The sequence below is a fragment of the Kitasatospora sp. NPDC058243 genome (genome assembly GCF_042882025.1).
Classification (GTDB): domain Bacteria; phylum Actinomycetota; class Actinomycetes; order Streptomycetales; family Streptomycetaceae; genus Kitasatospora.
Genome location: NZ_JBHVWW010000053.1, coordinates 22,997 through 46,077 on the forward strand (window position 1 = coordinate 22,997; position 23,081 = coordinate 46,077).

Annotated in this window: 22 protein-coding genes; 8 read left to right on the forward strand and 14 right to left on the reverse strand. The window is 75.3% G+C overall.

From position 1 onward, the window contains the following. Positions 1–67: 67 nt before the first annotated feature. Positions 68–718: a hypothetical protein gene (locus ACFVX9_RS28175; RefSeq protein WP_380374815.1), complete on the forward strand. Its 651-nt coding sequence runs from the start codon at positions 68–70 to the stop codon at positions 716–718. A 169-nt stretch (positions 719–887) separates the two neighbouring features. Here the strand turns inward: ACFVX9_RS28175 and ACFVX9_RS28180 are convergent, their stop codons facing one another. Further along, the gene (locus ACFVX9_RS28180) at positions 888–1,250 is read right to left on the reverse strand and encodes a nuclear transport factor 2 family protein (RefSeq protein ID WP_380341650.1); all 363 of its coding nucleotides are present in this window, start codon (positions 1,248–1,250) and stop codon (positions 888–890) included. A gap of 70 nt (positions 1,251–1,320) precedes the next feature. On the opposite strand from ACFVX9_RS28180, the gene ACFVX9_RS28185 reads away from it, so the two are divergent. Then, complete coding sequence (locus ACFVX9_RS28185; RefSeq protein ID WP_363377335.1) at positions 1,321–2,199, forward strand: LysR family transcriptional regulator; 879 nt, start codon at positions 1,321–1,323, stop codon at positions 2,197–2,199. Positions 2,200–2,251: 52 nt separating this feature from the next. On the opposite strand, the gene ACFVX9_RS28190 is transcribed toward ACFVX9_RS28185, so the two are convergent. After that, positions 2,252–2,866, reverse strand: coding sequence for a TIGR03086 family metal-binding protein (locus ACFVX9_RS28190; RefSeq protein WP_380374817.1), 615 nt, complete (start codon positions 2,864–2,866; stop codon positions 2,252–2,254). Between the two features lie 235 nt (positions 2,867–3,101). Between ACFVX9_RS28190 and ACFVX9_RS28195 the strand changes: the two genes are divergently transcribed. Continuing rightward, entirely contained in the window at positions 3,102–4,511 is a 1,410-nt protein-coding gene (locus tag ACFVX9_RS28195; protein ID WP_387984187.1) for an MFS transporter, read from the forward strand. Positions 4,512–4,553: 42 nt separating this feature from the next. Here the strand turns inward: ACFVX9_RS28195 and ACFVX9_RS28200 are convergent, their stop codons facing one another. Then, positions 4,554–4,997 (reverse strand): MarR family winged helix-turn-helix transcriptional regulator, encoded by a 444-nt coding sequence (locus ACFVX9_RS28200; RefSeq protein WP_371517520.1) that lies wholly within the window; start codon positions 4,995–4,997, stop codon positions 4,554–4,556. A gap of 101 nt (positions 4,998–5,098) precedes the next feature. Here ACFVX9_RS28200 and ACFVX9_RS28205 point away from each other — a divergent pair, with 101 nt between their 5' ends. Further along, complete coding sequence (locus ACFVX9_RS28205) at positions 5,099–5,932, forward strand: DUF6597 domain-containing transcriptional factor (RefSeq protein WP_380482466.1); 834 nt, start codon at positions 5,099–5,101, stop codon at positions 5,930–5,932. On the opposite strand, the gene ACFVX9_RS28210 is transcribed toward ACFVX9_RS28205, so the two are convergent. The 4 genes from ACFVX9_RS28210 to ACFVX9_RS28225 all read right to left on the reverse strand — a co-directional run bounded on the left by ACFVX9_RS28210 (position 5,895) and on the right by ACFVX9_RS28225 (position 9,871). Then, positions 5,895–6,866 (reverse strand): ABC transporter substrate-binding protein, encoded by a 972-nt coding sequence (locus ACFVX9_RS28210; protein WP_380482469.1) that lies wholly within the window; start codon positions 6,864–6,866, stop codon positions 5,895–5,897. The two genes, ACFVX9_RS28205 and ACFVX9_RS28210, sit on opposite strands and share 38 nt — an antisense overlap. A 67-nt stretch (positions 6,867–6,933) precedes the next feature. Next, entirely contained in the window at positions 6,934–7,740 is an 807-nt protein-coding gene (locus ACFVX9_RS28215) for an ABC transporter ATP-binding protein (RefSeq protein ID WP_063348212.1), read from the reverse strand. Then, a complete protein-coding gene (locus ACFVX9_RS28220) occupies positions 7,740–8,843 on the reverse strand; it encodes a FecCD family ABC transporter permease (protein ID WP_380374822.1) in 1,104 nt (367 codons plus the stop codon). Before ACFVX9_RS28220 ends, ACFVX9_RS28215 begins: the two co-directional genes overlap by 1 nt. Beyond that, a complete protein-coding gene (locus ACFVX9_RS28225) occupies positions 8,840–9,871 on the reverse strand; it encodes an iron ABC transporter permease (protein ID WP_350877476.1) in 1,032 nt (343 codons plus the stop codon). The genes ACFVX9_RS28220 and ACFVX9_RS28225 overlap by 4 nt, the downstream gene beginning before the upstream one ends. 100 nt (positions 9,872–9,971) lie before the next feature. On the opposite strand from ACFVX9_RS28225, the gene ACFVX9_RS28230 reads away from it, so the two are divergent. After that, the gene (locus tag ACFVX9_RS28230) at positions 9,972–10,598 is read left to right on the forward strand and encodes an HAD family hydrolase (protein ID WP_363377331.1); all 627 of its coding nucleotides are present in this window, start codon (positions 9,972–9,974) and stop codon (positions 10,596–10,598) included. Positions 10,599–10,645: 47 nt separating this feature from the next. Here ACFVX9_RS28230 and ACFVX9_RS28235 read toward each other — a convergent pair whose 3' ends face one another. Continuing rightward, the gene (locus ACFVX9_RS28235) at positions 10,646–10,888 is read right to left on the reverse strand and encodes a hypothetical protein (protein ID WP_063348208.1); all 243 of its coding nucleotides are present in this window, start codon (positions 10,886–10,888) and stop codon (positions 10,646–10,648) included. Between the two features lie 472 nt (positions 10,889–11,360). On the opposite strand from ACFVX9_RS28235, the gene ACFVX9_RS28240 reads away from it, so the two are divergent. Beyond that, positions 11,361–11,744, forward strand: coding sequence for a cold-shock protein (locus tag ACFVX9_RS28240; protein WP_063348207.1), 384 nt, complete (start codon positions 11,361–11,363; stop codon positions 11,742–11,744). Between the two features lie 10 nt (positions 11,745–11,754). On the opposite strand, the gene ACFVX9_RS28245 is transcribed toward ACFVX9_RS28240, so the two are convergent. From ACFVX9_RS28245 to ACFVX9_RS28260, 4 genes are all read right to left on the reverse strand, one after another. Beyond that, positions 11,755–12,606: a 1,4-dihydroxy-6-naphthoate synthase gene (locus tag ACFVX9_RS28245; RefSeq protein WP_380482480.1), complete on the reverse strand. Its 852-nt coding sequence runs from the start codon at positions 12,604–12,606 to the stop codon at positions 11,755–11,757. Continuing rightward, positions 12,599–13,363, reverse strand: coding sequence for a futalosine hydrolase (locus tag ACFVX9_RS28250; protein WP_387984189.1), 765 nt, complete (start codon positions 13,361–13,363; stop codon positions 12,599–12,601). The genes ACFVX9_RS28245 and ACFVX9_RS28250 overlap by 8 nt, the downstream gene beginning before the upstream one ends. 10 nt (positions 13,364–13,373) lie before the next feature. Further along, positions 13,374–13,904, reverse strand: a complete 531-nt coding sequence (locus ACFVX9_RS28255; RefSeq protein ID WP_350877487.1) for a hypothetical protein — start codon at positions 13,902–13,904, stop codon at positions 13,374–13,376. A gap of 72 nt (positions 13,905–13,976) precedes the next feature. After that, positions 13,977–15,344, reverse strand: a complete 1,368-nt coding sequence (locus tag ACFVX9_RS28260; protein WP_387984202.1) for an MFS transporter — start codon at positions 15,342–15,344, stop codon at positions 13,977–13,979. Between the two features lie 582 nt (positions 15,345–15,926). On the opposite strand from ACFVX9_RS28260, the gene ACFVX9_RS28265 reads away from it, so the two are divergent. Further along, entirely contained in the window at positions 15,927–16,808 is an 882-nt protein-coding gene (locus ACFVX9_RS28265) for a DUF3027 domain-containing protein (RefSeq protein WP_380374829.1), read from the forward strand. Positions 16,809–16,984: 176 nt separating this feature from the next. Next, the gene (locus ACFVX9_RS28270; protein ID WP_079135690.1) at positions 16,985–20,281 is read left to right on the forward strand and encodes a sacsin N-terminal ATP-binding-like domain-containing protein; all 3,297 of its coding nucleotides are present in this window, start codon (positions 16,985–16,987) and stop codon (positions 20,279–20,281) included. 4 nt (positions 20,282–20,285) lie between these two features. On the opposite strand, the gene ACFVX9_RS28275 is transcribed toward ACFVX9_RS28270, so the two are convergent. Both ACFVX9_RS28275 and ACFVX9_RS28280 read right to left on the reverse strand, forming a co-directional pair. Next, entirely contained in the window at positions 20,286–20,543 is a 258-nt protein-coding gene (locus tag ACFVX9_RS28275) for a hypothetical protein (RefSeq protein ID WP_380374833.1), read from the reverse strand. 57 nt (positions 20,544–20,600) lie between these two features. Continuing rightward, positions 20,601–23,075, reverse strand: a complete 2,475-nt coding sequence (locus ACFVX9_RS28280; RefSeq protein ID WP_387984191.1) for an HAD-IC family P-type ATPase — start codon at positions 23,073–23,075, stop codon at positions 20,601–20,603. Positions 23,076–23,081: the final 6 nt, after the last annotated feature.

The following is a 23,081-nucleotide window of genomic DNA, read 5'->3' on the forward strand; positions in this document are numbered from 1 at the left end:
AAGCTGTGCTAGCTTTGCCCTGCCCGGTTTTCGAACAGTGTTGGAATGCAATGGGGGAGGGGCAGTCATGGGGGCGATCCTGTTCAACGTGACCACGGCCGCGCTGATGGTCATGATGGTCAACTGCGGGCTCGGCGTGGTCGGCCGGGACACGCTGCGGGGGCGGCCGATCCCGTGGGCGGCGGTCGCCCTGACCGCGCTCGCCGTCGGCGGCGTGCTGCTCCAGCTGCTCTGGTCCGGCGCCATGGACGCGCTCGACGCCGACCCCGCCAAGTCCGGCTGGTGGCGCGAGTTCACCTCGGTCTTCCTGCAGAACGGCGGCCTCGGCGGCGGCCTGTGGAACCTCGCCACCCTCGCCGCCGTCGCCGCGCTCGCCCAGTGGTACTGGGGCGGCCCGCTCACCCTCGCCTTCTTCCTCGCGGGCGTCCTGCTGCCCGGCCGGATCGACGACCTGCTCGGCTTCGGCGACGGCCCCAGCACCGACCCCCGCAACTTCGCCGGCAGCTCCGGCGCCACCTACTTCCTCGGCGCCACCCTGGCCCTCGCCTTCCTCGCCCGCACCCGCCTGCCCAAGGAACGCGCCCTGGCCGTCGGCGTCCCGGTGCTGGGCCTCGCCATGTGGCTCGCCCAGGACAACGGGCACGGCCTGGTGGCGGTCTACGGCTTCGCCCTCGGCGCGGCGGCCTGGGCGGTCCGCGGCCGGCTGGCGCGACGGTAGTCGGGGCCGCCGCGATCCGACCCGCAGGGCTGGGCGATCCGGCCCGGTGGGTCGGATCGCTTGGCCCTGCTTGGCCCGGCGGCGGATCGCCCAGCCCCTCAGTCCCTCAGTCCCTCAGCCCCTCAGTCCCTCAGTCCCTCGGTCCGGCGGCGCGGTGCGCCCCAGCCGCTCAGCGGGCGAAGCCCGCCAGCAGCTCCCGCGGGTCGAAGGTCACCCGGATCCGGGTGATCCGCCCGTTCTCCACGTGGCTCCAGTTCGCCGTCGGCGCCGGCGGTGCGACGCTCGTGTGCAGGTCGAACCAGGTGATCACGTCGTCCCCCTCGACCACCCGGGCGTGCACCTCGATCTTCTCCAGGACCTGCCCGAGCCCCTTCAGCCCGGCCAGGGCGTTCTCCACCCCCGACACCGTGGCCAGCGGCCCCACGAAGTCGACGTCCTCCGCCAGCAGCCCCCGCAGCGTCTCGAAGTCGCCCGCCTGCCAGGCCGCGAAGTAGGTCTCGGAAATCTCACGCGCAGTCTTCGTCGTCGTCATGCCTCCATCCTCCCGAGCACTCCGCCATCCGTCCAACAGATGGATCAGATCCCAGCTATCATCGTTGGTTATGGAGATGCACCAGCTGCGCTACTTCGCGGCCGTCGTCGACGAGGGCTCCTTCACCGCCGCCGCGACCCGCCTGCACGTGAGCCAGTCCGGCATCAGCACCCAGGTCGGCAAGCTGGAACGCGAGTTGGGCCAGCTGCTCCTCGACCGTTCCGGCCGCCGGGTCCGCCTCACCCCCGCCGGCGAGGCCGTCCTGCCGCTGGCCAAGGACGCCCTCGCCACGCTCGAAGCCATCCAGCACACCGCCGCCGAGTTCGCCGACGCCGTCCGCGGCCGCGTCCGGCTCGGGATGATCATGGGGTGTGCGATCCCGCCGTTCCTCGACGTCGTCGCCGACCTCGGCCGCACCCACCCCGGCATCGAACTGAGCCTGCACGAGGGCCACTCCGAGCTGCTCCAGGCGCAGGTCCTCTCCGGCGCCCTCGACCTGGCGCTGATCGGTTTCGCCAAGGAGGCCGGCCCCGGCCTGGACGTCACCGTCGTCGTCGATGAGCCGATCGCCGCCATCGTCCCCGCCGGCCACCGCCTGGACCGCCCCTCCCTCCGGCTCGCCGACCTCGCGTCCGAGAAGATCCTCTGCCTCTCCCCGGGCACCGGCATCCGCGCCGCCTACGAGCACTCCTGCCTGCAACTCGGCCTCGAACCGCGGGTGGACATCGACGCCAGCTCCCCGGCCACGCTGTTCCGGCTCGCCCAGCGCGGGGCCGGCGTCGCCGTCCTCAGCCCCTCCTCCGCCGCCGGCGAGGGCCTCCGGACCGTCCCCGTCGCCGATGCGCCGGTCCGGGCCCGCCTCGGCCTGGTCGCCCGGCCCGGCCAGCACTCGCCGGCCGTGCGCCTGCTGCACGCCCGGCTCCGCGCGTCCCTGCGGGCGACGGGCTGAGGGCCTGACCGGCTGACCGGCTAACCGGTTGAGCGCTCAGCCGCTCAGCCGCTCAGGCGTTCCAGCGCGGATCGCGCCCGGAGGCGGCCAGCGCGCGGTCCAGCGCCGGGGCGCCGTCCGGCACCGCCACCGGGGTGGCGAACCCGCCGTACTGGCGGTACAGCTCGGCGTTCTCCCCGACGACCTCCAGCACCAGCTGCGCGAGCTCCTCGTCGATCCCGATCCGACCGCCGGTCGCCCGGGCGACGTCCCAGCCGTGCAGGACGAGCTCCGCGATCAGCATCCGGGCGACGCCCTCCGCCGGTGCCGGGGAGCCGCCGAGGTCGACGTCCCCCTCCCAGGCGGCCGGGTCGGCCCAGGCCGCGACGGCGCGGTCCAGCTGGGCCGCGTAGGCGGCGGGCCAGCCGGGGTCGGCGGTGAAGTCGTGGTCGACCAGCGCCTTGGGCAGTTCGGTGCGGCGGGCCCGGTGCTCCAGGCCGTGCGAGGTGTAGAGCACCCAGTGGTTGACGAGCGCGCGGGTGTCGAAGTCCGTGCAGGGTGTCGGGCCGTCCAGCGGGTGGTCCGCCGGGACGCCGTCGGCGACGCGTGCGGCGGCCGCGGCGGCGCGGGCCAGCAGGGGGTGCAGGGGGTGCGGCGGGTGGGTGTCCGGGGTGGGGTGATCGTTCATGCCCCGATCCTGCGCCGGTCGGGGCTGCCGGGTCTTGAAGAAACGCGACGGTCGGCGCCCTGACCAGGAGCGTCGGGCCGGGGCTCGCGGCGGCCCGCCCCGACGACGGCGAACCCTTCAAAATAGGCAGGCAGACTGCTAATATTCAGCAGGCAGCCTGCCCATCTCCGCCGGGATCTCCCCAGCAGGCCCCGCCCCGTCGCAGAGGTCCCGGAGGAAGCGGAAGGAACCCGGCATGCCTCTCCCCGGCGACACCCGCACCCCGCGGCAGACGACCCCGGCGCCCGCCGGAAACCCCTTCGGCCCGCGCTTCGTGGTCCCGCTGTACCTGGGGGCCTCGCTCAACCCGGTCAACAGCTCGATCATCGCGACCGCGCTGGTGGCCATCGCGGCCGCCCTGCACCTCCCCGTCGGGGACACCGCGGTCCTGATCTCCTGCCTGTACCTCACCAGCGCGCTGGCCCAGCCCGCCGCCGGGCGGCTCGCCGAGGAGTTCGGGCCCCGGCGGATCTTCATCGCCGGGATCGTGCTCGTCTTCGCGGCCGGAATCGTCGGCACGCTGGCCCACTCGATGGCCGCCCTGATCGCGGCCCGGGTGCTGATCGGCGCGGGCACCTCGGCCGGCTACCCGGCCGCGATGCTGCTGATCCGCCGCCGCGCCGAACAGGCCGGCTACCAGGCCCCGCCGCGCGGGGTGCTCGGCGGCCTGGCGATCACCGGCGCCGCCACCGTCGCCGTCGGCCCCGCCCTCGGCGGGCTGCTGGTGGGCTGGTTCGGCTGGCAGACCGCCTTCTGGATCAACATTCCGGTCGCCGCCGTCGCCCTGGTCCTGGCGGTGGTCGGGATCGCGTCGGACCCCGACCCGGTGCGCCCCGGTTCACCCCGCGCCCTCGCCTCCCGCCTCGACCTGCCCGGCATGCTGGGCTTCGGCGGTTCGCTGACCGCCCTGATGGTCTTCCTCTCCGCCCTGCCGCGCCCGGACTGGCCCGCGCTCGCCGCCGCCCTCGTCCTCGCCGCCGTGCTGGTCGGCTGGGAACTGCGCGCCGCCCACCCGTTCCTCGACGTCCGGCTGCTCGCCTCCAACGGGGCCCTGACCCGCACCTACGTGCGCAACGGCCTGACGCTGATGGGGACGTACGTGATCCTCTACGGGCTCACCCAGTGGCTGGAAGCGGCCCGCGGGCTGTCCGCCTACCAGGCCGGCCTGGCGCTGATGCCGATGGGCGTCCTGAGCGCCGTGACCGCCCGGGTGGTGGCCCAACGGACGGGCGTGCGGCTGCCGTTGATCGTCTGTTCGGTGCTGCTGCTGTTCGGCGCCGTGGCCGTGCTGTTCGTGGGCGGCGGCACCCCGATGGCGGCGGTCGTCGCCGTCAGCGCGGTGTTCGGACTGACCTCCGGCGCCGGGACGGTCGCCAACCAGACCGTCCTCTACCAGGAGGCCCCCGCCGCCACGGTCGGCACCGCCTCCGGGCTGCTGCGCACCTTCGGCTACCTCGGCTCCATCGCCTCGGCGGCGATCACCGGCACCGCCTTCCACGACCGGGTGGACGACGGCGGCCTGCACTCCATCGCCTGGGTGCTGGTCGCGATCTCCGCCCTCCTCCTCGTCCTGACCGTCTGCGACCGCCGACTCGCCGAGTCCTAGGACCGGACAGGACCTAGCCACCGCAGGCGAACCGGACAGGGGCTAGCTGTCCGCCAGGCGGTTCATGATCTCGGCGGCCCGGTCGAGCGTCTTGCGCTCGCCGGCCCGGAGGGTGGAGCCGATCACCTCGGCCAGCCACGCCTCCCGCGCCGCCGGGATCCGCTCGCACAGGTCGGCTCCGGCCGGGGTCGCGCTGAAGAGGGACTTGCGCCCGTCGTTCGGGTCCTTGGCGGCGCTGACCAGGCCGCCGGCCCGCAGCGCGGCCACGGTCTCCGCCATGGACTGGCGGCGCACGTGCTCGGCCTGGGCGAGTTCGGTCACGGTCGCCGGGCCCTGCTGCACGACGCGGTGCAGGGTGGTCAGGTGCGACCAGTTCCACGGCAGGTCGTCGATCGGGGCCTCGGTGCGCAGCCGTGCCCGCAGCCGCGTCATCGCGCGCATCAGCTCGACGGCGGTGTCCTCGGGCGGGGCCGGTTCGCTACTCACCGTGCCAGCTTATGGCAGGGTGCGGCCGCCCCGACCGGCGCCGGAACCCGGGCGTCGCGGGCCCGGAGAGTCCATACCGGACAAGGCCTAGCCTGGCGGGTATGGACTCTCCCGACCTCGGACGCGGCGTGCTCCACCCCGCCCGCGCGGCGGAGGCGATCAGGGTGGAGCGGCGCGCGCCCGCCCCCGCCGTGGCGCGCTTCGTCGAGTTCTACTGGCTGGTCCGCTGGGACCTGCGCGGCCGGCCCCCGTACGAGCAGAAGGTGCTCGCCCACCCGAACGTGCACCTGGTCTTCGAGGCCCCGAGGGCCCGCGTCTACGGGGTCGACCGGTCGCTCTTCGTCCGCCGCCTGGAGGGCGCCGGGCACGTGCTGGGAGTGAAGTTCCGGCCGGGCGCGTTCCGTTCGTTCGCCGGGCACCCGGTGGCCGGGCTCGCGGACCGGTCGGTGCCCGCGGCCGCCTACTTCGGCCCCGAGGCGGACCGGCTCAACGAGGACGTGCTCGGTGAACGGCCGCGGGACCAGGCCGCCCTCGCGGACGCCTTCCTGCTGCCCCGGCTGCCCGCGCCCGACCCGGTCGCGCAGGAGGTCGCCGCCATGGTGGAGCGGATCACCGGCACCCCCGACCTGTGCCGGGTCGACGACCTGGCGCGGGAGCTGGGCCTCACCGTCCGCCGGCTCCAGCGGCTGTTCGCCGAGTACGTCGGGGCCTCCCCGAAGTGGGTGCTGCGCCGCGCCCGCCTCCACGAGGCCGCCGAACGCGCCGACGCGGGCGGCGGGTTGGACCTGGCGGCGCTCGCGGCCGAACTCGGGTACGCGGATCAGGCCCATCTCACCCGCGACTTCACGGCCGCCGTCGGCACCTCCCCGGCCCGCTACGCCGACGCCGCGCGGTGGGTCACGCCTCCAGGAAGCGCTGCAGCTCGGCCAGCATGAAGTTGGCGCCGGTGTACCCGATCCCCTGGAACCACAGCTGGTCGTCCACCGGGAACGCCCGGTGCGCCTTGACCGCCCCCAGCGCCTGCCAGCCCGGGCTCTCCAGCGCGGCGTCGGTGCCGGCCAGGGCCGGGTCGCCGGAGGTGGCGTACAGCAGCAGGTCGCCGTCCGCCTTCGCGATCTGGTCCAGCGGGATCTCGACGTCGGACTGGTCGACGTTCTGTGCGTCCGGCCGCCCCACCTGGGCGTCCGACAGCACGATCCCGGGGAAGCTCTGCTTCCCGAACAGCCGGATCCCGCCGCCCTCCACGAACCGCACCAGGCTCACCTTCCGGCCGGACGCCTTCGCCGCCGACAGGGCCTGCACCACCTGGTTGGCGTGCCGCTGGTACGAGGAGACGAAGGCCGCCGCCGCGGCCTCCCGGCTCAACGCCTGGGCGTGCACCTGGAAGTCGGCCTTCCACGGCGCGCCGGTGGTCTGGGTGAGTACGGTCGGCGCGATCTCCCGCAGTTGGTCGTAGCGGTCGCCGTCGCGCGCCTGGTTGGAGAGGATCAGGTCCGGCCGCAGCGCCCGGATCGCGACCAGGTCCGGGGCGCCGGCCAGGCCGACCCGGTGGATCCCGGCGACCCGGGAGGCCGGCCAGTAGCCCGGGAACCGGATGTCGGCGGCCGGCAGCGCGGCGCCGACCGGGGTGATGCCGAGGGTCAGCGCCGAGTCCAGCACGTCCGTGTCGAGGACGACCACTCGCAGCGGCTCGCCCGGCACCAGCACCGGCCCGGTGGCCGTGTCCACCGTGACCGGCGGCACCGGGGTGGGCGAGGCGGCCGCGCCCAGGCCGTCGGCGGTCGGCGGCGCCGGCCGCCGGGTGGTGCAGGCCGCGAGCGCGGCACCGCCGAGACCGGCGAGGAACGAACGGCGGGCGATCCGGTGCATCGGCGGTCCTCAGGCGGTGAGGCTTCGGGGGCGCGCCGATTATGTCCGGTTTGGTGTGGAATTGCCGTCAGGCGTCCACGGCCGCCGCCCACGGGGCCCCCGGAACGACCAACGGCGTACCCGTCACCGGGTCCGGCACCACCACCGACTCCAGCCCGAACACCTCCCGCACCAGCTCCGCCGTCACCACCTCGGTCGGCGCGCCCTGCGCCACCACCCGGCCGTCCCGCATCGCCACCAAGTGGTCCGCGTACCGGGCCGCCTGGTTGAGGTCGTGCAGCACCGCCACCACCGTGCGGCCGCGCTCGACGTTCAGCCGGCGGACCAGGTCCAGCACCTCCACCTGGTGCGCGATGTCCAGGTAGGTGGTCGGCTCGTCCAGCAGCAGGATGTCCGTGCCCTGCGCCAGCGCCATCGCGATCCACGCCCGCTGCCGCTGGCCGCCGGACAGTTCGTCCATGCTGCGCTCGGCCAGCTCCGCCGTGGACGTCCGCTCCAGCGCCTCCGTCACCGCCGCCTCGTCCTCCGGCGACCACTGCTGCCACCAGCTCTGGTGCGGCTGGCGGCCCCGCGAGACCAGGTCCGCCACCGAGATGCCCTCCGGCGCCGTCGGCGACTGCGGCAGCAGCCCCAGCCGCTGGGCGATCCGCTTCGTCGGGATCCGCGCCAGCTCCTCGCCGTCCAGCAGCACCGCGCCCCGGACCGGCTTCAGCAGGCGCCCCAGGGCCCGCAGCAGCGTCGACTTGCCGCAGGCGTTCGGGCCGACGATCACCGTCACCCGCCCGTCCGGGATGCCGACGTCCAGGCCCTCGACGACCGTGCGCGCCTCGTAGGCCAGGGTGAGGCCCCGGGCCTCCAGTCGGTGAGCGGACATCAGGAACCTCCACGACGGATGGGGGTACCCCCGAACGGAGTTCGGGGGAGGATCAGCAGCCACATCAAGTACGGCGCGCCGACCATGCCGGTCACCACGCCCACCGGCAGTTCGGTCGGCGCCATCAGCCGCCGGGCGATCAGATCGGCCAGCACGACCACCAGCGCGCCCGTCAGCGCCGAGCAGAACAGCGGGACCTGCGCGGACCGGACCAGCCGCAGCGCGATCTGCGGCGCCATCAGCGCCACGAAGTCCACCGGCCCGGCGGCGCCCGCCGCGCACGAGGCCAGCACGATGCCCAGCAGCGCCATGCCGAGGCGGATCCGGTCCAGCCGCAGGCCCAGGCCGACGGCCGTCGCGTCGTCGAAGGAGATCGAGCGCTGCGCCCGCGCCGCCCACAAGGCGACGGGCACGGCGGCGAGCAGCACCCAGGCCAGCCAGCCGGCCTGGTCGTAGCCGGCGCCGTTCAGGCTGCCCGTCATCCAGACCTTCGCGGCCTGCGCCTGGAAGCCGTCGCCCTTGGTCAGGAACACGGAGGTCAGCGAGGACAGGGCCACGCTGATCCCGATCCCGATCAGCACGAAGCGCTGCGCGTGCAGGCCGCGCCGCCATGCCAGCGCGTACACCAGCAGCCCGGCCACCAGCCCGCCCGCGACCGCCGCGTACGGGGCCTGACCGGTCGAGCCGACCACGCCGTACGCCATCAGCCCGACGACGGTGGCGGTCGCGCCCCAGGTCACGCCCACCACGTCGGGGCTGGCCAGCGGATTGCGGGCGACGGTCTGGATCAGTGCCCCGGCCAGCCCCAGCGCCGTGCCGACCAGCAGGCCCACGACCACCCGGGGCAGCCGGAACTCGCCGACCACCAGCTCGTGCGGGCTCGGCTGCCCGAGCACCACCTTCACCACCTCGACCGGCGACACGGCCGACTCGCCCAGGCAGAGCGAGGCGACGACCGTCCCGGCCAGCGCGACCAGCAGGCCCAGCGCCACCACCGCCGACCGGCGGTGCAGCAGCACGGACGCCCGCCCGGCCCGCAGCACGGCGTACCCGCGCGGGGAGACGGCGCCGCGCCCGACGGTTCGCCCGCCCTGCGCGCTCATGACGCGACCACCTTCCGGCGGCGCACCAGCGCGACCAGGACCGGGACGCCGACGAGCGCCGTCATCACGCCCGCCGGGACCTCCGAGGGCGGGAAGAGGACCCGCCCCAGGGTGTCGGCGAGCAGCAGCAGGGCCGGGCCGAGGACGGCGGAGAAGGCGAGCACCCAGCGGTGGTCCGCGCCGGCGACGGCCCGCGCCGCGTGCGGGACGGCGAGGCCGACGAAGGCGATCGGCCCGGCGGCCGCGACGGCCGAGCCGGTCAGCACCGTCGCGCCGAGCGCGCCGACCGCCCGGACCAGGCCGGTCTTGGCACCGAGGCCCTTGGCGGTGTCCTCGCCGAGCGCGAGCGCGTCCAGGCCGCGGGCCACCGCCACCACCAGCACCGTGCCGACGGCGAGGAACGGCAGCAGCTGCCAGGCCACGTCCGAGGTCCGCCCGGAGAGCGAGCCGACGTGCCAGAAGCGGAACTGGTCCATGGTGGCCGCGTCGGTCGTCAGCACCATGGTGTTGAGCGAGGCGATGAACGCGGACATCGCCGAGCCGGCCAGCGCCAGCTTGATCGGCGTGGCCCCGCCCCGGCCGCGCCCGGCCAGGCCGTACACGAGCACGGTGGCGATCACGGCGCCCGCGAAGCCGAACCAGACGTAGCCGGTGAGGGTGGAGACGCCGAAGCCGGAGATGGCGAGGACCACGCCGGCCGCCGCGCCCTGGGAGACGCCGAGGATGCCGGGGTCGGCGATCGGGTTGCGGGTGAGGCCCTGCATGACGGCCCCGGCGAGGCCGAGCGCCGCGCCGACGGCCAGCCCGACGACGGTGCGCGGCACCCGCAGCTCGCGGACGACGACGGCGTTGGCCGTGTCGCCGCCGTGCAGCAGGGCGTCGAGGGTGTCGCCGAAGGGGATGGTGCGGCTGCCGACCGCCAGGCTCAGCAGCACCGCGGCGGCCAGGACGGCCAGCGCGGCGGCGAGCCACAGTATTCGGTGGCGCGCTGTCCGTCGCGCGCCGGGTGGCGCGGTGGTGTCGGTCATGGGCCCTCTCCGCAGACAACTCAGGTAAACCTAAGTTCCCGTCGGAAGCCGGGGCAAATTGCCCCGGCTCCCCGAACCGCCCGTTGGATAGCCTGGCGGCATGCCCGAGACCCGCACCGCCCCGCTCACCGTCGGCTTCGACCTCGACATGACGCTGCTGGACACCCGGCCGGGGATCCACGCCACCTACCTGGCGCTCGCGGCCGAGACCGGCGCCCGCATCGACGCCGACCTGGTGGTCACCCGGCTCGGCCCGCCGCTGCTGGACGAGATCCGCAACTGGTTCCCGGAGGACGAGGTGGAGCGCGCCGCCACCCGCTACCGCGAGCTCTACCGCGACCTCGCCTTCGCCCCGACCGTCGCCCTCCCCGGCGCGCACGCCGCCGTCGAGGCGGTCCGCGACCACGGCGGCCGGGTCGCGGTGATCACCGGCAAGTACGAGCCGAACGCCCGCCTCCACCTGGAGCACGCCGGGCTGCACGCGGACGCGCTGGTCGGCGACCTCTGGGCGGAGACCAAGGGCGAGGCGCTGCGCGAGTACGGCGCGAGCGTCTACGTCGGCGACCACCTCGGCGACATCCGGGGCGCCCGGCACGCGGACGCCGTCGCGGTGTGCGTGGCCACCGGTCCGTACAGCGCGGACGAACTGCGCGCGGCCGGGGCGGACGTGGTGCTGGCGGACCTCACCGGGTTCCCGGCCTGGCTCGACGCCCACCTGGCCGGCTGAGCCGCGGCCCCGGGGCACGCCCTGGGGCCGGGTCCCGGGGCCGCGTTCTAGGACGCGGCCGCGGACTCCACCCGGCGGCGCTGGGCCCGCGCGTTCAGGAACAGCCCGGTCAGCGCGGCCAGGAAGCCCGCCGGCATCAGCATGCTCAGCCAGTACGCGGCCGTCGGCAGCGGCGTCAGGTGCAGGAACAGCGGGACGAAGGTGACCAGGGTGGCGAGCGCGCCCAGACCGAAGACGATCGTCCCGGCCTTGACGTACACGTCGCCGGGGTCGGCGCTCTGGCTGCTCACGTCTGCTCGCTCCTCGGGGCTGGTCGGGCGGTCGGTCCAGTCTGGCAGAGCGGCCGCCGGGCCCCGTCACCGGAGCGGTCCGGTCACGTTGCGCAGTTTCTCGGAAGCTGAACGTTTTGATCCCTGCTGGGCGGGGGTATGCAGGGGGTGCCGAGGGGTGCGACACGTGCGCCCCGTTTCCTCAGACCCGGGGGTGTGAGCCGATGGACCGTGCTGAGCCGCGCCCCGGCTGTGCCAGTACCGGGTCGCCCGTGATCGCGAGAACGCCGCGCCCGTACCGCCCCCAACGGGCCTTGGAACGCGGATCTTTCGCGGAACGCGGATGAGGCAGTGACGGACCGTTAGTCTGCTCCTGACAGCGTGCTGACCATGAGCGCCCGCGGGCGCCGAGCCGAGGTCGGCTGCCTTCCCCACCACCCAGTGATCCCCGGCCAGGGCCGGGATCCCTCACACCCATTCGAGGACTGTCGAGATGCCCACCGGCCAGGTCAAGTGGTTCAACGAGACGAAGGGCTTCGGCTTCCTGTCACGCGACGACGGCGGCGACGTCTTCGTCCACACCAAGGCGCTGCCCGCCGGTGTCACCGTGCTGAAGCCGGGCCAGCGGGTCGAGTTCGGCGTGGTCGCCGGCCACCGCGGCGACCAGGCGATGGCCGTGCAACTGCTGGACGCACTGCCGTCGGTGGCCGCCGCCCAGCGCAAGAGCGCCGACGACATGGCGCCGATCGTCCAGGACCTGATCACCACGCTGGACGCGGTGCTGCCGGGCCTCCAGCACGGCCGCTACCCGGCCAAGGCGACCGGCCAGAAGCTGGCCGGCCTGCTGCGCGCGGTGGCCGACCAGTTCGACGTCTGACCGAGGGGGATCAGAACGCCAGCGCACCCGGGTCGAGCGGGGGCACCAGCCCCTCCGCGGCGGCCCGGGTGAGCAGCGCGCGGACGGCCGCGTAGCCCTCCTCGCCGAGGTCCGCGGTGAACTCGTTCACGTACAGGGCGATGTGCTGGTCGGCGACGGCCGGGTCCATCTCCTGGGCGTGCGCCAGCACGTACTCCCGGCTGGCGCCCGGGTCCGCCCAGGCCTGCCGGACGGAGGCGCGGACGGCGTCGGTGAGCGCGCGCAGCCGTTCGGCGCCGAGCGAGCGCCGGGCGACGATCGCGCCGAGCGGGATCGGCAGGCCGGTCTCCTGCTCCCAGGCCTCGCCCATGTCGGCCAGGCTGTGCAGGCCGTACTGCCGGTACGTGAACCGGGCCTCGTGGATCACCAGGCCGGCGTCCACCCGGCCGTCCCGGACGGCGGGCATGATCTCGTGGAACGGCAGGACGACGATCTCGCCGAAGCCGCCCGGCACCGCCTTCGCGGCCCAGAGCCGGAACAGCAGGTAGGCGGTGGAGCGCTCGGACGGCACCGCCACCGTCTTCCCGGTGAGGTCCGCGGGGGCGTCCGTGCCCGGCCGGGTGAGCACCAGCGGGCCGCAGCCGCGCCCGAGCGCGCCGCCGCAGGGCAGCAGGGTGTACTCGTCCAGGACCCAGGGCAGCGCGCCGTAGCTGATCTTCAGGACGTCCAGTTCGCCGCGCTCGGCCAGGCCGTTGGTGACGTCGATGTCCGCGAAGGTCACCTCGGGGGCGTCCGCCCCGGGCACCAGGCCGTGCGCCCAGGCGTGGAAGACGAAGGTGTCGTTCGGGCAGGGCGAGTACGCGATGCTCAGCCGTTCAGCCACGGCCGGCCTCCTCGATCAGTTCGTGGACGGGCAGTGCGGCGAAGGCCCGCTCCAGGGCGGTCAGCGCCTCGCCGATCCGCCAGGCGGCCCGGTCGCGCGGGCCGACCGGATTGGAGACGGTCCGCAGTTCGAGCACCGGCACGCCGTACCGGGCGGCGGCCTCGGCCACGCCGAAGCCCTCCATCGCCTCGGCCAGGGCGCCCGGGTGGCGGGCGGCCAGCGCGGCGGCCCGCTCGGCGCTGCCGGTGACGGTGGAGACGGTCAGCACCGGGCCGGTGGCGGCGCCCAGGGCCCGGGCGGCCAGCGCGACGGCGGCCGGGGGAGGGTTGTGCCGGACGGTGCCGAAGCCCAGTTCGGTGACGTCGGCGAAGCCCTCGGGGGTCTCGGCGCCGAGGTCGGCGGTGACGATCGCGTCGGCCAGCACGGTGGTGCCGACCGGGGCGTGCGGGGCGAACCCGCCGGCGATCCCGGCCGAGACGACCAGGCCGTAGCGGCCCCCCGAGGCCGTCTGCGCGCCCAGCGCGGCGGAGGCGGCGGCCGCGGCGGCGGCCGGGCCGACCCCGCCCGCCAGGACGTCCACCGGGGCGCCCGCGGCGCGGTGCAGCGCACCGCCGGGCAACGGCAGCACGGTGGCCGGGCCGGGCAGGCCGCGCAGGACGGCCTCGGCCTCGGCGGGCACCGCGACGACGACGAGCAGCCGGGCCCGGTCGGGGCCCGACTGCTCGCTGCGCTCGTCCGCGACGGCGTGTGCGGTCATCGCGGGAACGTCAGCTGTCCTGGGTGTTCAGCTGGAAGTACCAGACGGCGACCGGGTTGTCCGAGTTCTTGTCGCCCTCGACCACGGTGACCAGGGTCTTGCCGGAGGCGTTCAGCACCTGGCTCGCCGGCTGGGAGCCGGAGAAGGTCGGGCCCTTGGCGTAGGAGAACAGGCTGAAGCGCCCGCCCTGGCCCTGCGAGCCGCCGTTGGTGAAGGCCCACCAGCCCGTGTCAGCCACGTTCGGGGAGACACCGACGCCGACCCGGTCGCTCACCACGACGTCGGAGGTCGGGAGGGTGCCCTCCGCGAGGGCCTGGGTGGCCTTCTGCTGGCACTCCTGCTGCAGGTCCTCCGTGATCGGGCTGCCGCCGTTGAAGCACAGCGGGTCCGCGACGATCGAGGAGTTGCCGACCGTCAGGGTCGCGCGGTGGGAGCTGTGCTCGGTCTGGCCGCTCGCGATGGCGACGGACGTGCCGACCGTGGCAGCACCGACCACGACGACGGCGCCGAGGGCGGCGATGGCACGGGTATTGAGGCTCATGCGTCAGAATCTACCGGGCTTCGCCGATCACGCTACGCGGGGGTCGGCCACCGCGTGTTGCCCATGGCCGGTTCAGGCCACCCTGGGCGCCGCCGGGTGCCGCCGCAGGCCCACCCGGAACAGCGTGCGGACCGTCCACAGCAGCATCAGGCCCACCACCCCGGCGGCCACCGACAGACCCAGCACGCCGTTCAGCGGCAGCAGGATGCCGACCGCGCCGCCGGCCACCCAGGACAGCTGGAGCAGCGTCTCCGAGCGCGCGAACGCCGAGGTCCGCACCGCCTCCGGGACGTCCCGCTGGACCAGCGCGTCCAGCGACAGCTTGCCCAGCGAGGCCGCCACCCCGGCCACGCCGGCGACCAGGACCACCGTCACCACGCCGTACCAGAGCGCGGCCGCGGCCGTCGCGCCGGTCGCCAGCAGCAGCATCGCGGTGACCGTCGCCTCCGGGCCCCGGGTGCGCAGCCAGGAGCCCAGCACCGAACCCAGCGCGTTGCCCGTCCCCGCCGCCAGCGCCACCAGGCCCAGCGCCAGCGTCGGCCGCAGGCCCCCGATCGGCTCGTCGCGCAGCAGGAACGCCAGGAACATCACCAGGAAGCCGACCAGCCAGCGCAGCGCCGACATCGCCCGCAGCGCCAGGATCACCGAGGGGCCGACGGTGCGCAGCGAGGCCTTCGGGGCCCTGGCGTCCTCCGGCGCCCGCTCGCCGTGCACCCCGTCGTGGACCTCGCCGTGGACCTCGGCGTGCAGGACGGCGCGCTGCTCGCCCTTGGCGGAGTCCACCGCGTGCGGCAGGTGGAAGGCCATCAGGGTGCCGATCACGAAGACCAGGAACGCGCCGCGCAGCGGCCAGCCCGGCCCGATCAGGTGCAGCAGACCGCCCACCCCGGCCGCCACCCCGGTGGCCAGCAGCCCGGCCAGGGTGACCCGGGAGTTCGCCTTCACCAGCGACAGCCGGCTCGGCAGCAGCCGCGGCACCACCACGCTGCGCACCACCCCGTACGCCTTGGACGCCACCAGCACGCCCAGCGCCTCCGGGTACAGCGCCAGACCGCCGCCGGTGATCACCCCGGCCATCGTCCAGGCCAGCACCGCCCGGGCCAGCATCGACATCGCCACCGCCGCCCGGCGGCCGTGCGGCAGCCGGTCCAGCAGCGGGCCGATCACCGGGGCCAGCAGGGCGAACGGGGCCATCGTGATCAGCAGGTACAGCGACACCCGGCCGCGGGCCTCGCCGGTGGGCACGGAGAAGAAGATGGTCGAGGCCAGCGCGACGGTGATCAGCATGTCGCCGAAGGAGTTCAGCGCGTGCAGTTCGATCAGTTTCGCCAGGCCGGATTCGCCCGCGCCCTCCGCGGAGGTGGCCTTGCGGATCCGGCGGCCGGTGCCGTGCACCACCCGGCCGGTGCGGGCGCCGGCGGCGGAGGCGGTCCGGACCAGGACGTTGCGGCTCGGCTCGGGGTCCTCTTCGCCAGGGTCCCCGTCCAGGGCGGCGAGTTGCCGGGCGTGGACGGCCGGATCCGCGCCGGTGCCGGTCGCGGTGGCGATCGCGGCGCCGGTCTTGACGAGGCTCACGGGGGCGGTGGGCGACTCGAAATCGCCCCCCGGCTGCGGTTCGCCCGCAGTGGGGGCCGGAGACTGCTGTCGCGGCACGGCGTCCGCCTGGTCGGGGCTGCCGGCCTGCGAGGCGTGCAGTGCGTGCTGCGACGGGTCCTCGTCCGCCACATGCCCATCCTGCCCCAGAATCGCCGCAGTGACGCGGGAATCCACCCCCCTCGGCGCGGCCCCGGAACGGCCGCCACCGCCCCGGACTGTGCTGGGGCGCCGACCGGCGGGTAGCCTGCCCAGGGGCCGCGCGCCGAGCGCCGGGGCGCCGGCAGGCCCGGACGAGCGGCGCGGCCGGTATCCGCGGCGGCCTCTGGTCGCGCAGAATGGACAAGGGACTATCGAGCCGCGACGGAACAGGCAACACGCCGTGGGCGACAGAAGAACTGGGAGAGAATCGACGCCGTGAGTGCTGCGATGCGAAGCCGTACCCCCGATCGGCTCTGTGCCGAGGCCGTCGAACTCGCCCGGAAGGCGGCCGAGGAGGCCGTCGGCCCGGAGACCGTCGGACCACATCTCGGCGCCCAGGCGGACGCCGACCGCGTCGTCACCCACACCTTCGAGTGCCTGGACGCCGCCTACCGTGGCTGGCACTGGGCGGTCACCGTCGCCCGTGCCCCGCGGGCGAAGAACGTCACCCTCGACGAGGTCGTCCTGCTGCCCGGCGCCGACGCCGTCCTCGCCCCCCAGTGGGTGCCGTGGAGCGAGCGGCTGCGCCCCGGCGACATGGGCCCGGGCGACCTGCTGCCCACAGACGCCGACGACGCGCGCCTGGAACCCGGCTGGAGCGGCGAGGACGAGCCCGCCCCGAACTCCGCGGTCGCCCTCGCGGCCGAGGAGGACGTGGTCGTCACCGACCCGGGCATCCAGCCCGCCCCGGCCCGGGCCCAGATCAACGCCGTTGCCGAGGAGCTCGGCATGGGCCGCAGCCGGGTGCTCTCCCGGCTCGGCCTGCACCTGGCCGCCGACCGCTGGGAGAAGGCGCACGGCTCGCAGACGCCGATGGCGCAGGCCGCGCCCGCCGCGTGCGGCAGCTGCGGCTTCCTGATCCCGATCGGCGGCTCGCTCGGACAGGCCTTCGGCGTGTGCGGCAACGAGTTCGGGCCGGCGGACGGGCAGATCGTCTCCTTCGCGTACGGCTGCGGCGGGCACTCCGAGGCGGCCGTCATCCCGGCCCCGCCGGCGCCGTCCGAGCTGATCCTGGACGAGCTGGTGGTCGAGCCGATGCAGCTGCACCCGGACCGCACCTCCGGCTCGGTCGAGCCGGACGCCCCGGCGGAGGAGCTCGGGCACTCCTGACCGGACCTGTCGTCGCTCGCGGCCCGCTCCACCGAACCGGTGGGGCGGGCCGCGGCGTTCGTGCGGGTGGGGGCCCTGCGGGGGCTCGGCGGCGGGGGCGCGGTCCGGAGCAGCGGCCGGGGCGGGGGAGAATGCCCCCCGTACGAAGTACAGGGCGGCGGAAGGCGGCAGGTCCAGTGGAACCTCGGATCATCGGCAGCAGCACGGACGAGCACCTCGCGGACCCCTTCGGGAGCGCCGCGCTGCGCCGGCGGGTGCTGGACGCCTGGGCCGCCTCGCCGGCCCGGTTCCGGGAGGACGCCAACGCCGAGGAGGAACTCGCGCTCGGCGGCTACCGCGACCGCCTGGTCGTCGAGTTGGCGCAGAACGCGGCCGACGCGGCGGTCCGGGCAGGGCACGGGCCCGGCCGGCTGCGGCTCACCCTCGCCGACGGCGTGCTCGCCGCCGCCAACACCGGGGCCCCGCTGGACGCGGCCGCCGTCGAGTCGCTGTCCACCCTGCGCGCCTCCTCCAAGCGCGGTGAGACGCCCGCCGTCGGCCGGTTCGGCGTCGGCTTCGCCGCCGTGCTCGCCGTCACCGACGAGCCCGCCGTGCTCGGCGCCGCCGGCGGGGTGCGCTGGTCGCTCGGCGAAGCCCGCTCGCTGGCCCAGGCGCAGCCCGCGCTGGCCGAGGAACTGCGCCGCCGGGACGGCCACGTGCCGCTGCTGCGGCTGCCGTTCGCCGCCGAGGGCCCGGCCCCCGAGGGCTACGACACGGTGGTCGTGCTGCCGCTGCGGGACGCCGCCGCCGAGGACCTGACCCGCCGTCTGCTCGCCGGCATCGACGACGCGCTGCTGCTCACCCTGCCCGGCCTCGCCGAGGTCGTGGTGGAGACCCCGGAGGGCACCCGGACGCTCACCCGCGCCGCCGCCGAGCCCCGCCCGGACGGCGTCACCGAGGTCACCGTGACCGACGACGCGGACGGCCGGCCGCGGCGGACCCGCTGGCAGACCGCCGGCGCCACCGGCACCCTGGCCGCCGAGCTGCTCGCCGACCGCCCCACCGAGGAGCGCGCCCGCCCGTACTGGACGGTCACCTGGGCCGTCCCGGTCGCCGCCGACGGCACCCCGCAGGCGCCCGGCATCGCGCCGGTGCTGCACGCGCCCACGCCCAGCGACGAGCCGATCGGCCTGCCCGCGCTGCTCATCGCCTCCTACCCGCTGGACTCCACCCGCCGGCACGTCGCCCCCGGCGCGCTCGCCGACTTCCTCACCGAGCGCGCCGCCGACAGCTACGCCGACCTGCTGCGCGCCCGCGGCGCCGACCTCGGCTCGCTCGGCCTCGTCCCCGGGCCGCTCGGCCAGGGCGCGCTCGACAACGCGCTCCGCGCGGCCGTCCTCTCCCGGCTGCCCGGCACGCCGTTCCTGCCGCACCCGGCGCCGGTCGAGGCGGGCACGCCCGCGCTGCGCCCCCGGGACGCCACCCTGCTGGAGGGGGCGGACGGTTCGGTGGTCGAGGCGCTGGCGCCGATCTTTCCCGGGCTGCTGCCGGCCGGGCTGGAGCGCCGCACCGAGCTGCGGGTGCTGAACGTGCGCCGGGTGCCGCTGGCCGACGTGGTCGACCAGCTCGGCGGCCTGGACCGAGAGCCCGCCTGGTGGCGCAACCTGTACGCGGCGCTCGGCGCCGCAGACCCGGAGGCGCTCGGCGCGCTGCCCGTCCCGCTCGCCGACGGCCGGACCATCACCGGGCCCCGGCGCGTCCTGCTGCCCTCCGAGGACGCCGACTGGGCGGCCTTCCCCGGCTACCCCGAGTCGCTGGCCGACGCGCTCGCCGCCCTCGACCTGCGGCTCGCCCACCCCGAGGCGGCCCACCCGCTGCTCGCCAAGCTCGGCGCCGGCACCGCCACCCCGGCCGGGGTGCTCGACACCCCCGAGGTGCGGGCCGCCGTCGCCCGCTCCTACCAGGTGGCCGAGGACGACGTCGAGGCCGCGCTCGAACTGGCGGACGCCGTCCTGGCGCTGGTCAAGGTCGCCGGCCCGGCCGCCGGCGAGCACCGCTGGCTGGCCCGGCTGGCCCTGCTCGACGACGAGGGCGAGCCCGCCCGCGCCGGTGAACTCGTCTTGCCCGGCAGCCCGTTCGCGGCCCTCGCCCGAGAGGAGGACGCCGGCTGGGTGGACGACGAGCTGCTGGAGCGCTGGGGCCCGGAGGTGCTCACCGCGGTCGGCGTGCTCGCCGACTTCGTCCTCGTCCGCGCCGAGGACGTGGTGCTCGACCCGGACGACCTGGAGCGGCTCGACCCCACCGCGCCCGCCGACCGCGCGGCCGGCGGCCACCCCACCGGGCTGCTCGACGAGGCACCCGACGGCCTCGCCGACTGGGCCGAGGACGCCCTCGAAGCCCTCCAGGCCGACGACGTCGCGGGCGTCCCTCCGGTGGCCGCCGAACTGCTGGCCGTCCGCGACCTCGACCTGGTCGACGACGACGCCTGGCCCGAGGCGCTCGCCGCGCTCTCCCGCCCGCCGTACCGGGACGCCGTCGTCAACCCCGTCCGCACCCTGCTGCCGGACGGCTCCTACACCGACCTGCCGCCGTACACCGCCTGGTGGCTGCGCGACCACCCGGTGCTGGACGGCCGCGAGCCCGCCGGACTGCGCGCCGCCGGGGCCGACCCGCTGCTGCGCGGCCTCTACGACGAGGCCCGGACGACCCTGGACGAGCAGTTCCTGCACGCGCTCGGGGTGCGCACCACGCTGGCCGCGCTGCTCGCCGAACCGCACGGCCCGGACGAGGTGCTGGACCGGCTCACCGATCCGGCCTCCGACCTCGGCCACCGCCAACTGCACGGCCTGCACAGCGCGTTGGCCCGGGTCGAGATCGAGCGGATCGAACCGGTCGACGTGGTGCGGGCGCTGCCGCCGCTCGACCCGGACACCGGCCGCCGGCCGGCCCACACGGTGGTCGTCGACTCCTCCAGGGCGGTCGTCGCCGACGCGCCCGACCTCGTCCAGCTCCTGCACCCGTACCCGCTGGTGCCGGTCGCCCCGGCGCTCGCCGCCGACCTCGCCGAGCGGCTGCACGTCTCGCTCGCCAGTGAGGTGGCGGGCGGGCGGGTGCTCTCCGAGGGCGTGCTGCACCGGGTCCCCGCCGTGGTGCGGGAGCTGCTGCCCGGTTGCCCGGTCGCCTACGAGGAGCACGAGGAGCTGCTGGTGGTCGGCCCGGACGGCGACGACGCCGCCGTGGACTGGCGTTGGGACGTCGAGGCGGACGCCCCGGAGGCGCCCTACGACCCGGATGCGGCCGAGGCCGCCGACGAGGACGACGAGTTCGAGCTCCCGCCGGTGCCCGGGCTGCTGCACGCGGCCACCCCGGAGGGCCTGGCGGCCGGGCTCGCCTGGTCGGTCGGGCAGTGGCACCGGCGGTTCGAGGTGCTGGCCGTGCTCACCGATCCGGACCGGGCGTACGAGCTGTCCGCGGCGCGGGACTTCGAGGGCTGAGCGCTCAGCGGGCCCGCCCACGGCGCTTGAACCGCAGGTAGACGACGGTGGTGGTGGCCAGCCAGACGGCCGCCACCAGGGCCTTCACGGCCGTCGGCACCCACGGCAGCGCCGGGGCGGTCACCTCGCCGGCGTTCGTCAGCCAGCGGCCGCCCACCAGGGCCAGGACCGTCAGTCCGGCGGCCAGCAGGCCGGCCAGGAAGGCGGTGAACGCCTCCACCTGTCCGGTCTCGTGCTCGGTTTCCCCACCCGTGTGGGCCATGTCGGCACCCCCTTCCGCGATCGATCATCCAGGCTGCGGGCCGGGGGTGCCAGGGCCTCACTCCATCCCGCGGCGCTTCATGAAGCGCCAGGCGATCTCCAGGGCCAGGCCGCAGACCACCGCGATGCCGACGCCGACCAGGGGGTCGCGGGTGCCCACCAGCGAGAGCTGGAAGAACTCCGCCAGCCAGGGCACCAGCAGGACCAGGGCGAAGGCGCCGCCCATGGTGCCGATCAGCAGCAGGCGCCACCAGTTGTAGGGGCGGGCGACGATGGCGAGCACCCAGATGGCGATCAGGAAGAGCGTCAGGGTGGCCACGCTGGTGTCGGCCTTGAGATCGGTCGCGTGGTCGGAGCGGGCCAGCGCGTAGGCGACGAAGGTGCCGGTGCCGGCGATGACGCCGCCGGGCACGGCGAGCCGCAGGACGCGCTTCACGAAGCCGGTGCGGGCCCGCTCGTTGTTGGGGGCGAGGGCGAGGAAGAAGGCCGGGATGCCGATGGTGAGGGTGGAGAGCACGGTGGAGTGCCGGGGCAGGAACGGGTACGGCGAGTGGGTGAAGATCACCAGCAGGGCCAGCAGGACCGAGTAGACCGTCTTCACCAGGAACAGGCCCGCGACCCGCTCGATGTTGCCGATCACCCGGCGGCCCTCGGCGACCACCGAGGGCAGGGTGGCGAAGGAGTCGTTGAGCAGCACGATCTGGGCGACCGCCTTGGTGGCGTCGCTGCCGGTGCCCATCGCCACGCCGATGTCGGCGTCCTTGAGCGCGAGCACGTCGTTGACGCCGTCTCCGGTCATCGCCACGGTGTGTCCGCGGGACTGCAGGGCGGCGACCAGCTGGCGCTTCTGCTGCGGGGTGACCCGGCCGAAGACGGTGGTCCGTTCGGCGGTGTCGGCGAGGGCGTCCGGTTCGGCGGGCAGCGTCCGGGCGTCCAGCGGGTGGTCGGCGCCGGGCAGGCCGAGATGGCTGGCGACCGCGCCGACCGAGACCGCGGCGTCGCCGGAGATGACCTTGGCCTGCACCTGCTGGCCCTCGAAGTAGCGCAGGGTGGCGGCGGCGTCGTGGCGCAGCCGCTGCTGGAGCACCACCAGGGCGAGCGGGGCGAGCCCGGCGGCCGGGTCGGGGGAGTCCAGCGGGGTGGGGGTGCGGCCGAGCAGCAGCACCCGCAGGCCCTTGGCGCCCAGCTCGTCGACCTCGGTGAGCGCCGGGTGCCCGGCGGGCAGCAGCACGTCGGGGGCGCCGAGCAGCCAGCTGGCCTCGCCGCCCTGCGGCTCCAGCAGCTGCACGCCGCTCCACTTGCGGGCGGAGGAGAACGGCATCGCCTCGATCACCCGCCAGCCGTCGGCGGCCGGGGCGCCGCCGGCCCCCGGGGCGCCGCCGTCGCCGCGCCCGTAGGCGTCGATGACCGCCTGCATGGAGGGGTTGGGGCGGGCGTCGGCGCCGGCCATCACGCCGAGCGCGTGCTTGATGGTGTCCGGGTCGGGGGCGCCGGGCTCGCCGTCGGAGAGGACCCGCAGGTCGACGACGTCCATGCCGCCCTCGGTGAGGGTGCCGGTCTTGTCCAGGCAGACGGTGTCGACCCGGGCCAGGCCCTCGATCGCCGGGAGCTCCTGGACCAGGCACTGCTTGCGGCCCAGCCGGATCACGCCGATCGCGAAGGCGACCGAGGTCAGCAGGACCAGCCCCTCGGGGACCATCGGTACGATCCCGGCCACCATCCGGCGCACGGCCTCGCGCCAGTCGCGGCCCTCGACGGCCAGCTGGCTGATGATCAGGCCGATGGCGGTGGGGATCAGCAGGTAGGTGATGAAGCGCAGGATGCTGTTGATGCCGCTGCGCAGCTCCGACTTCACCAGGGTGAACCGGCTGGCCTCCTCGGCGAGCTGCGCCGCGTACGCCTCGCGGCCGACCCTGGTGGCGGTGAACGCGCCCGCGCCGGCCACCACGAAGCTGCCGGACATGACCTGGTCGCCGGGCTGCTTGAGGACGGGGTCGGGCTCGCCGGTGAGCAGCGACTCGTCGATCTCCAGACCGTCCGCCTCGGTGACCTCGCCGTCGACGATCACCTTGTCGCCGATGCCGAGCAGCACCGTGTCGTCGAGCACGATCTCGGCGACGGCGATCTGCTCGACGGTGCCGTCCCGGCGGACCTCGGGGCGGGCCTCGCCGATCAGGGCCAGGCTGTCCAGGGTCTTCTTGGCGCGCAGCTCCTGGATGATGCCGATCGCCGTGTTGGCGACGATGACCAGGCCGAACAGGCCGTCCTGGAGCGGGCCGACGATCAGGATGATCCCGAACATCACGCCGATGATCGCGTTGAAGCGGGTGAAGACGTTGGCCCGGACGATCTCCTTGGCGGAGCGGCTGGACCGTACGGGGACGTCGTTGACCTGTCCGCGCGCGACGCGTTCGGCCACCTCGGCGGAGGTCAGTCCGCCGCGCCGGCCGGGCAGCAGCCCGAGGGGGTGCGCACCGTCGGGGCGGTCGGCGTCGCCGGGCGGCTCTTCCGCGGGGTGGGCAGGCTGCGTCATGGCACC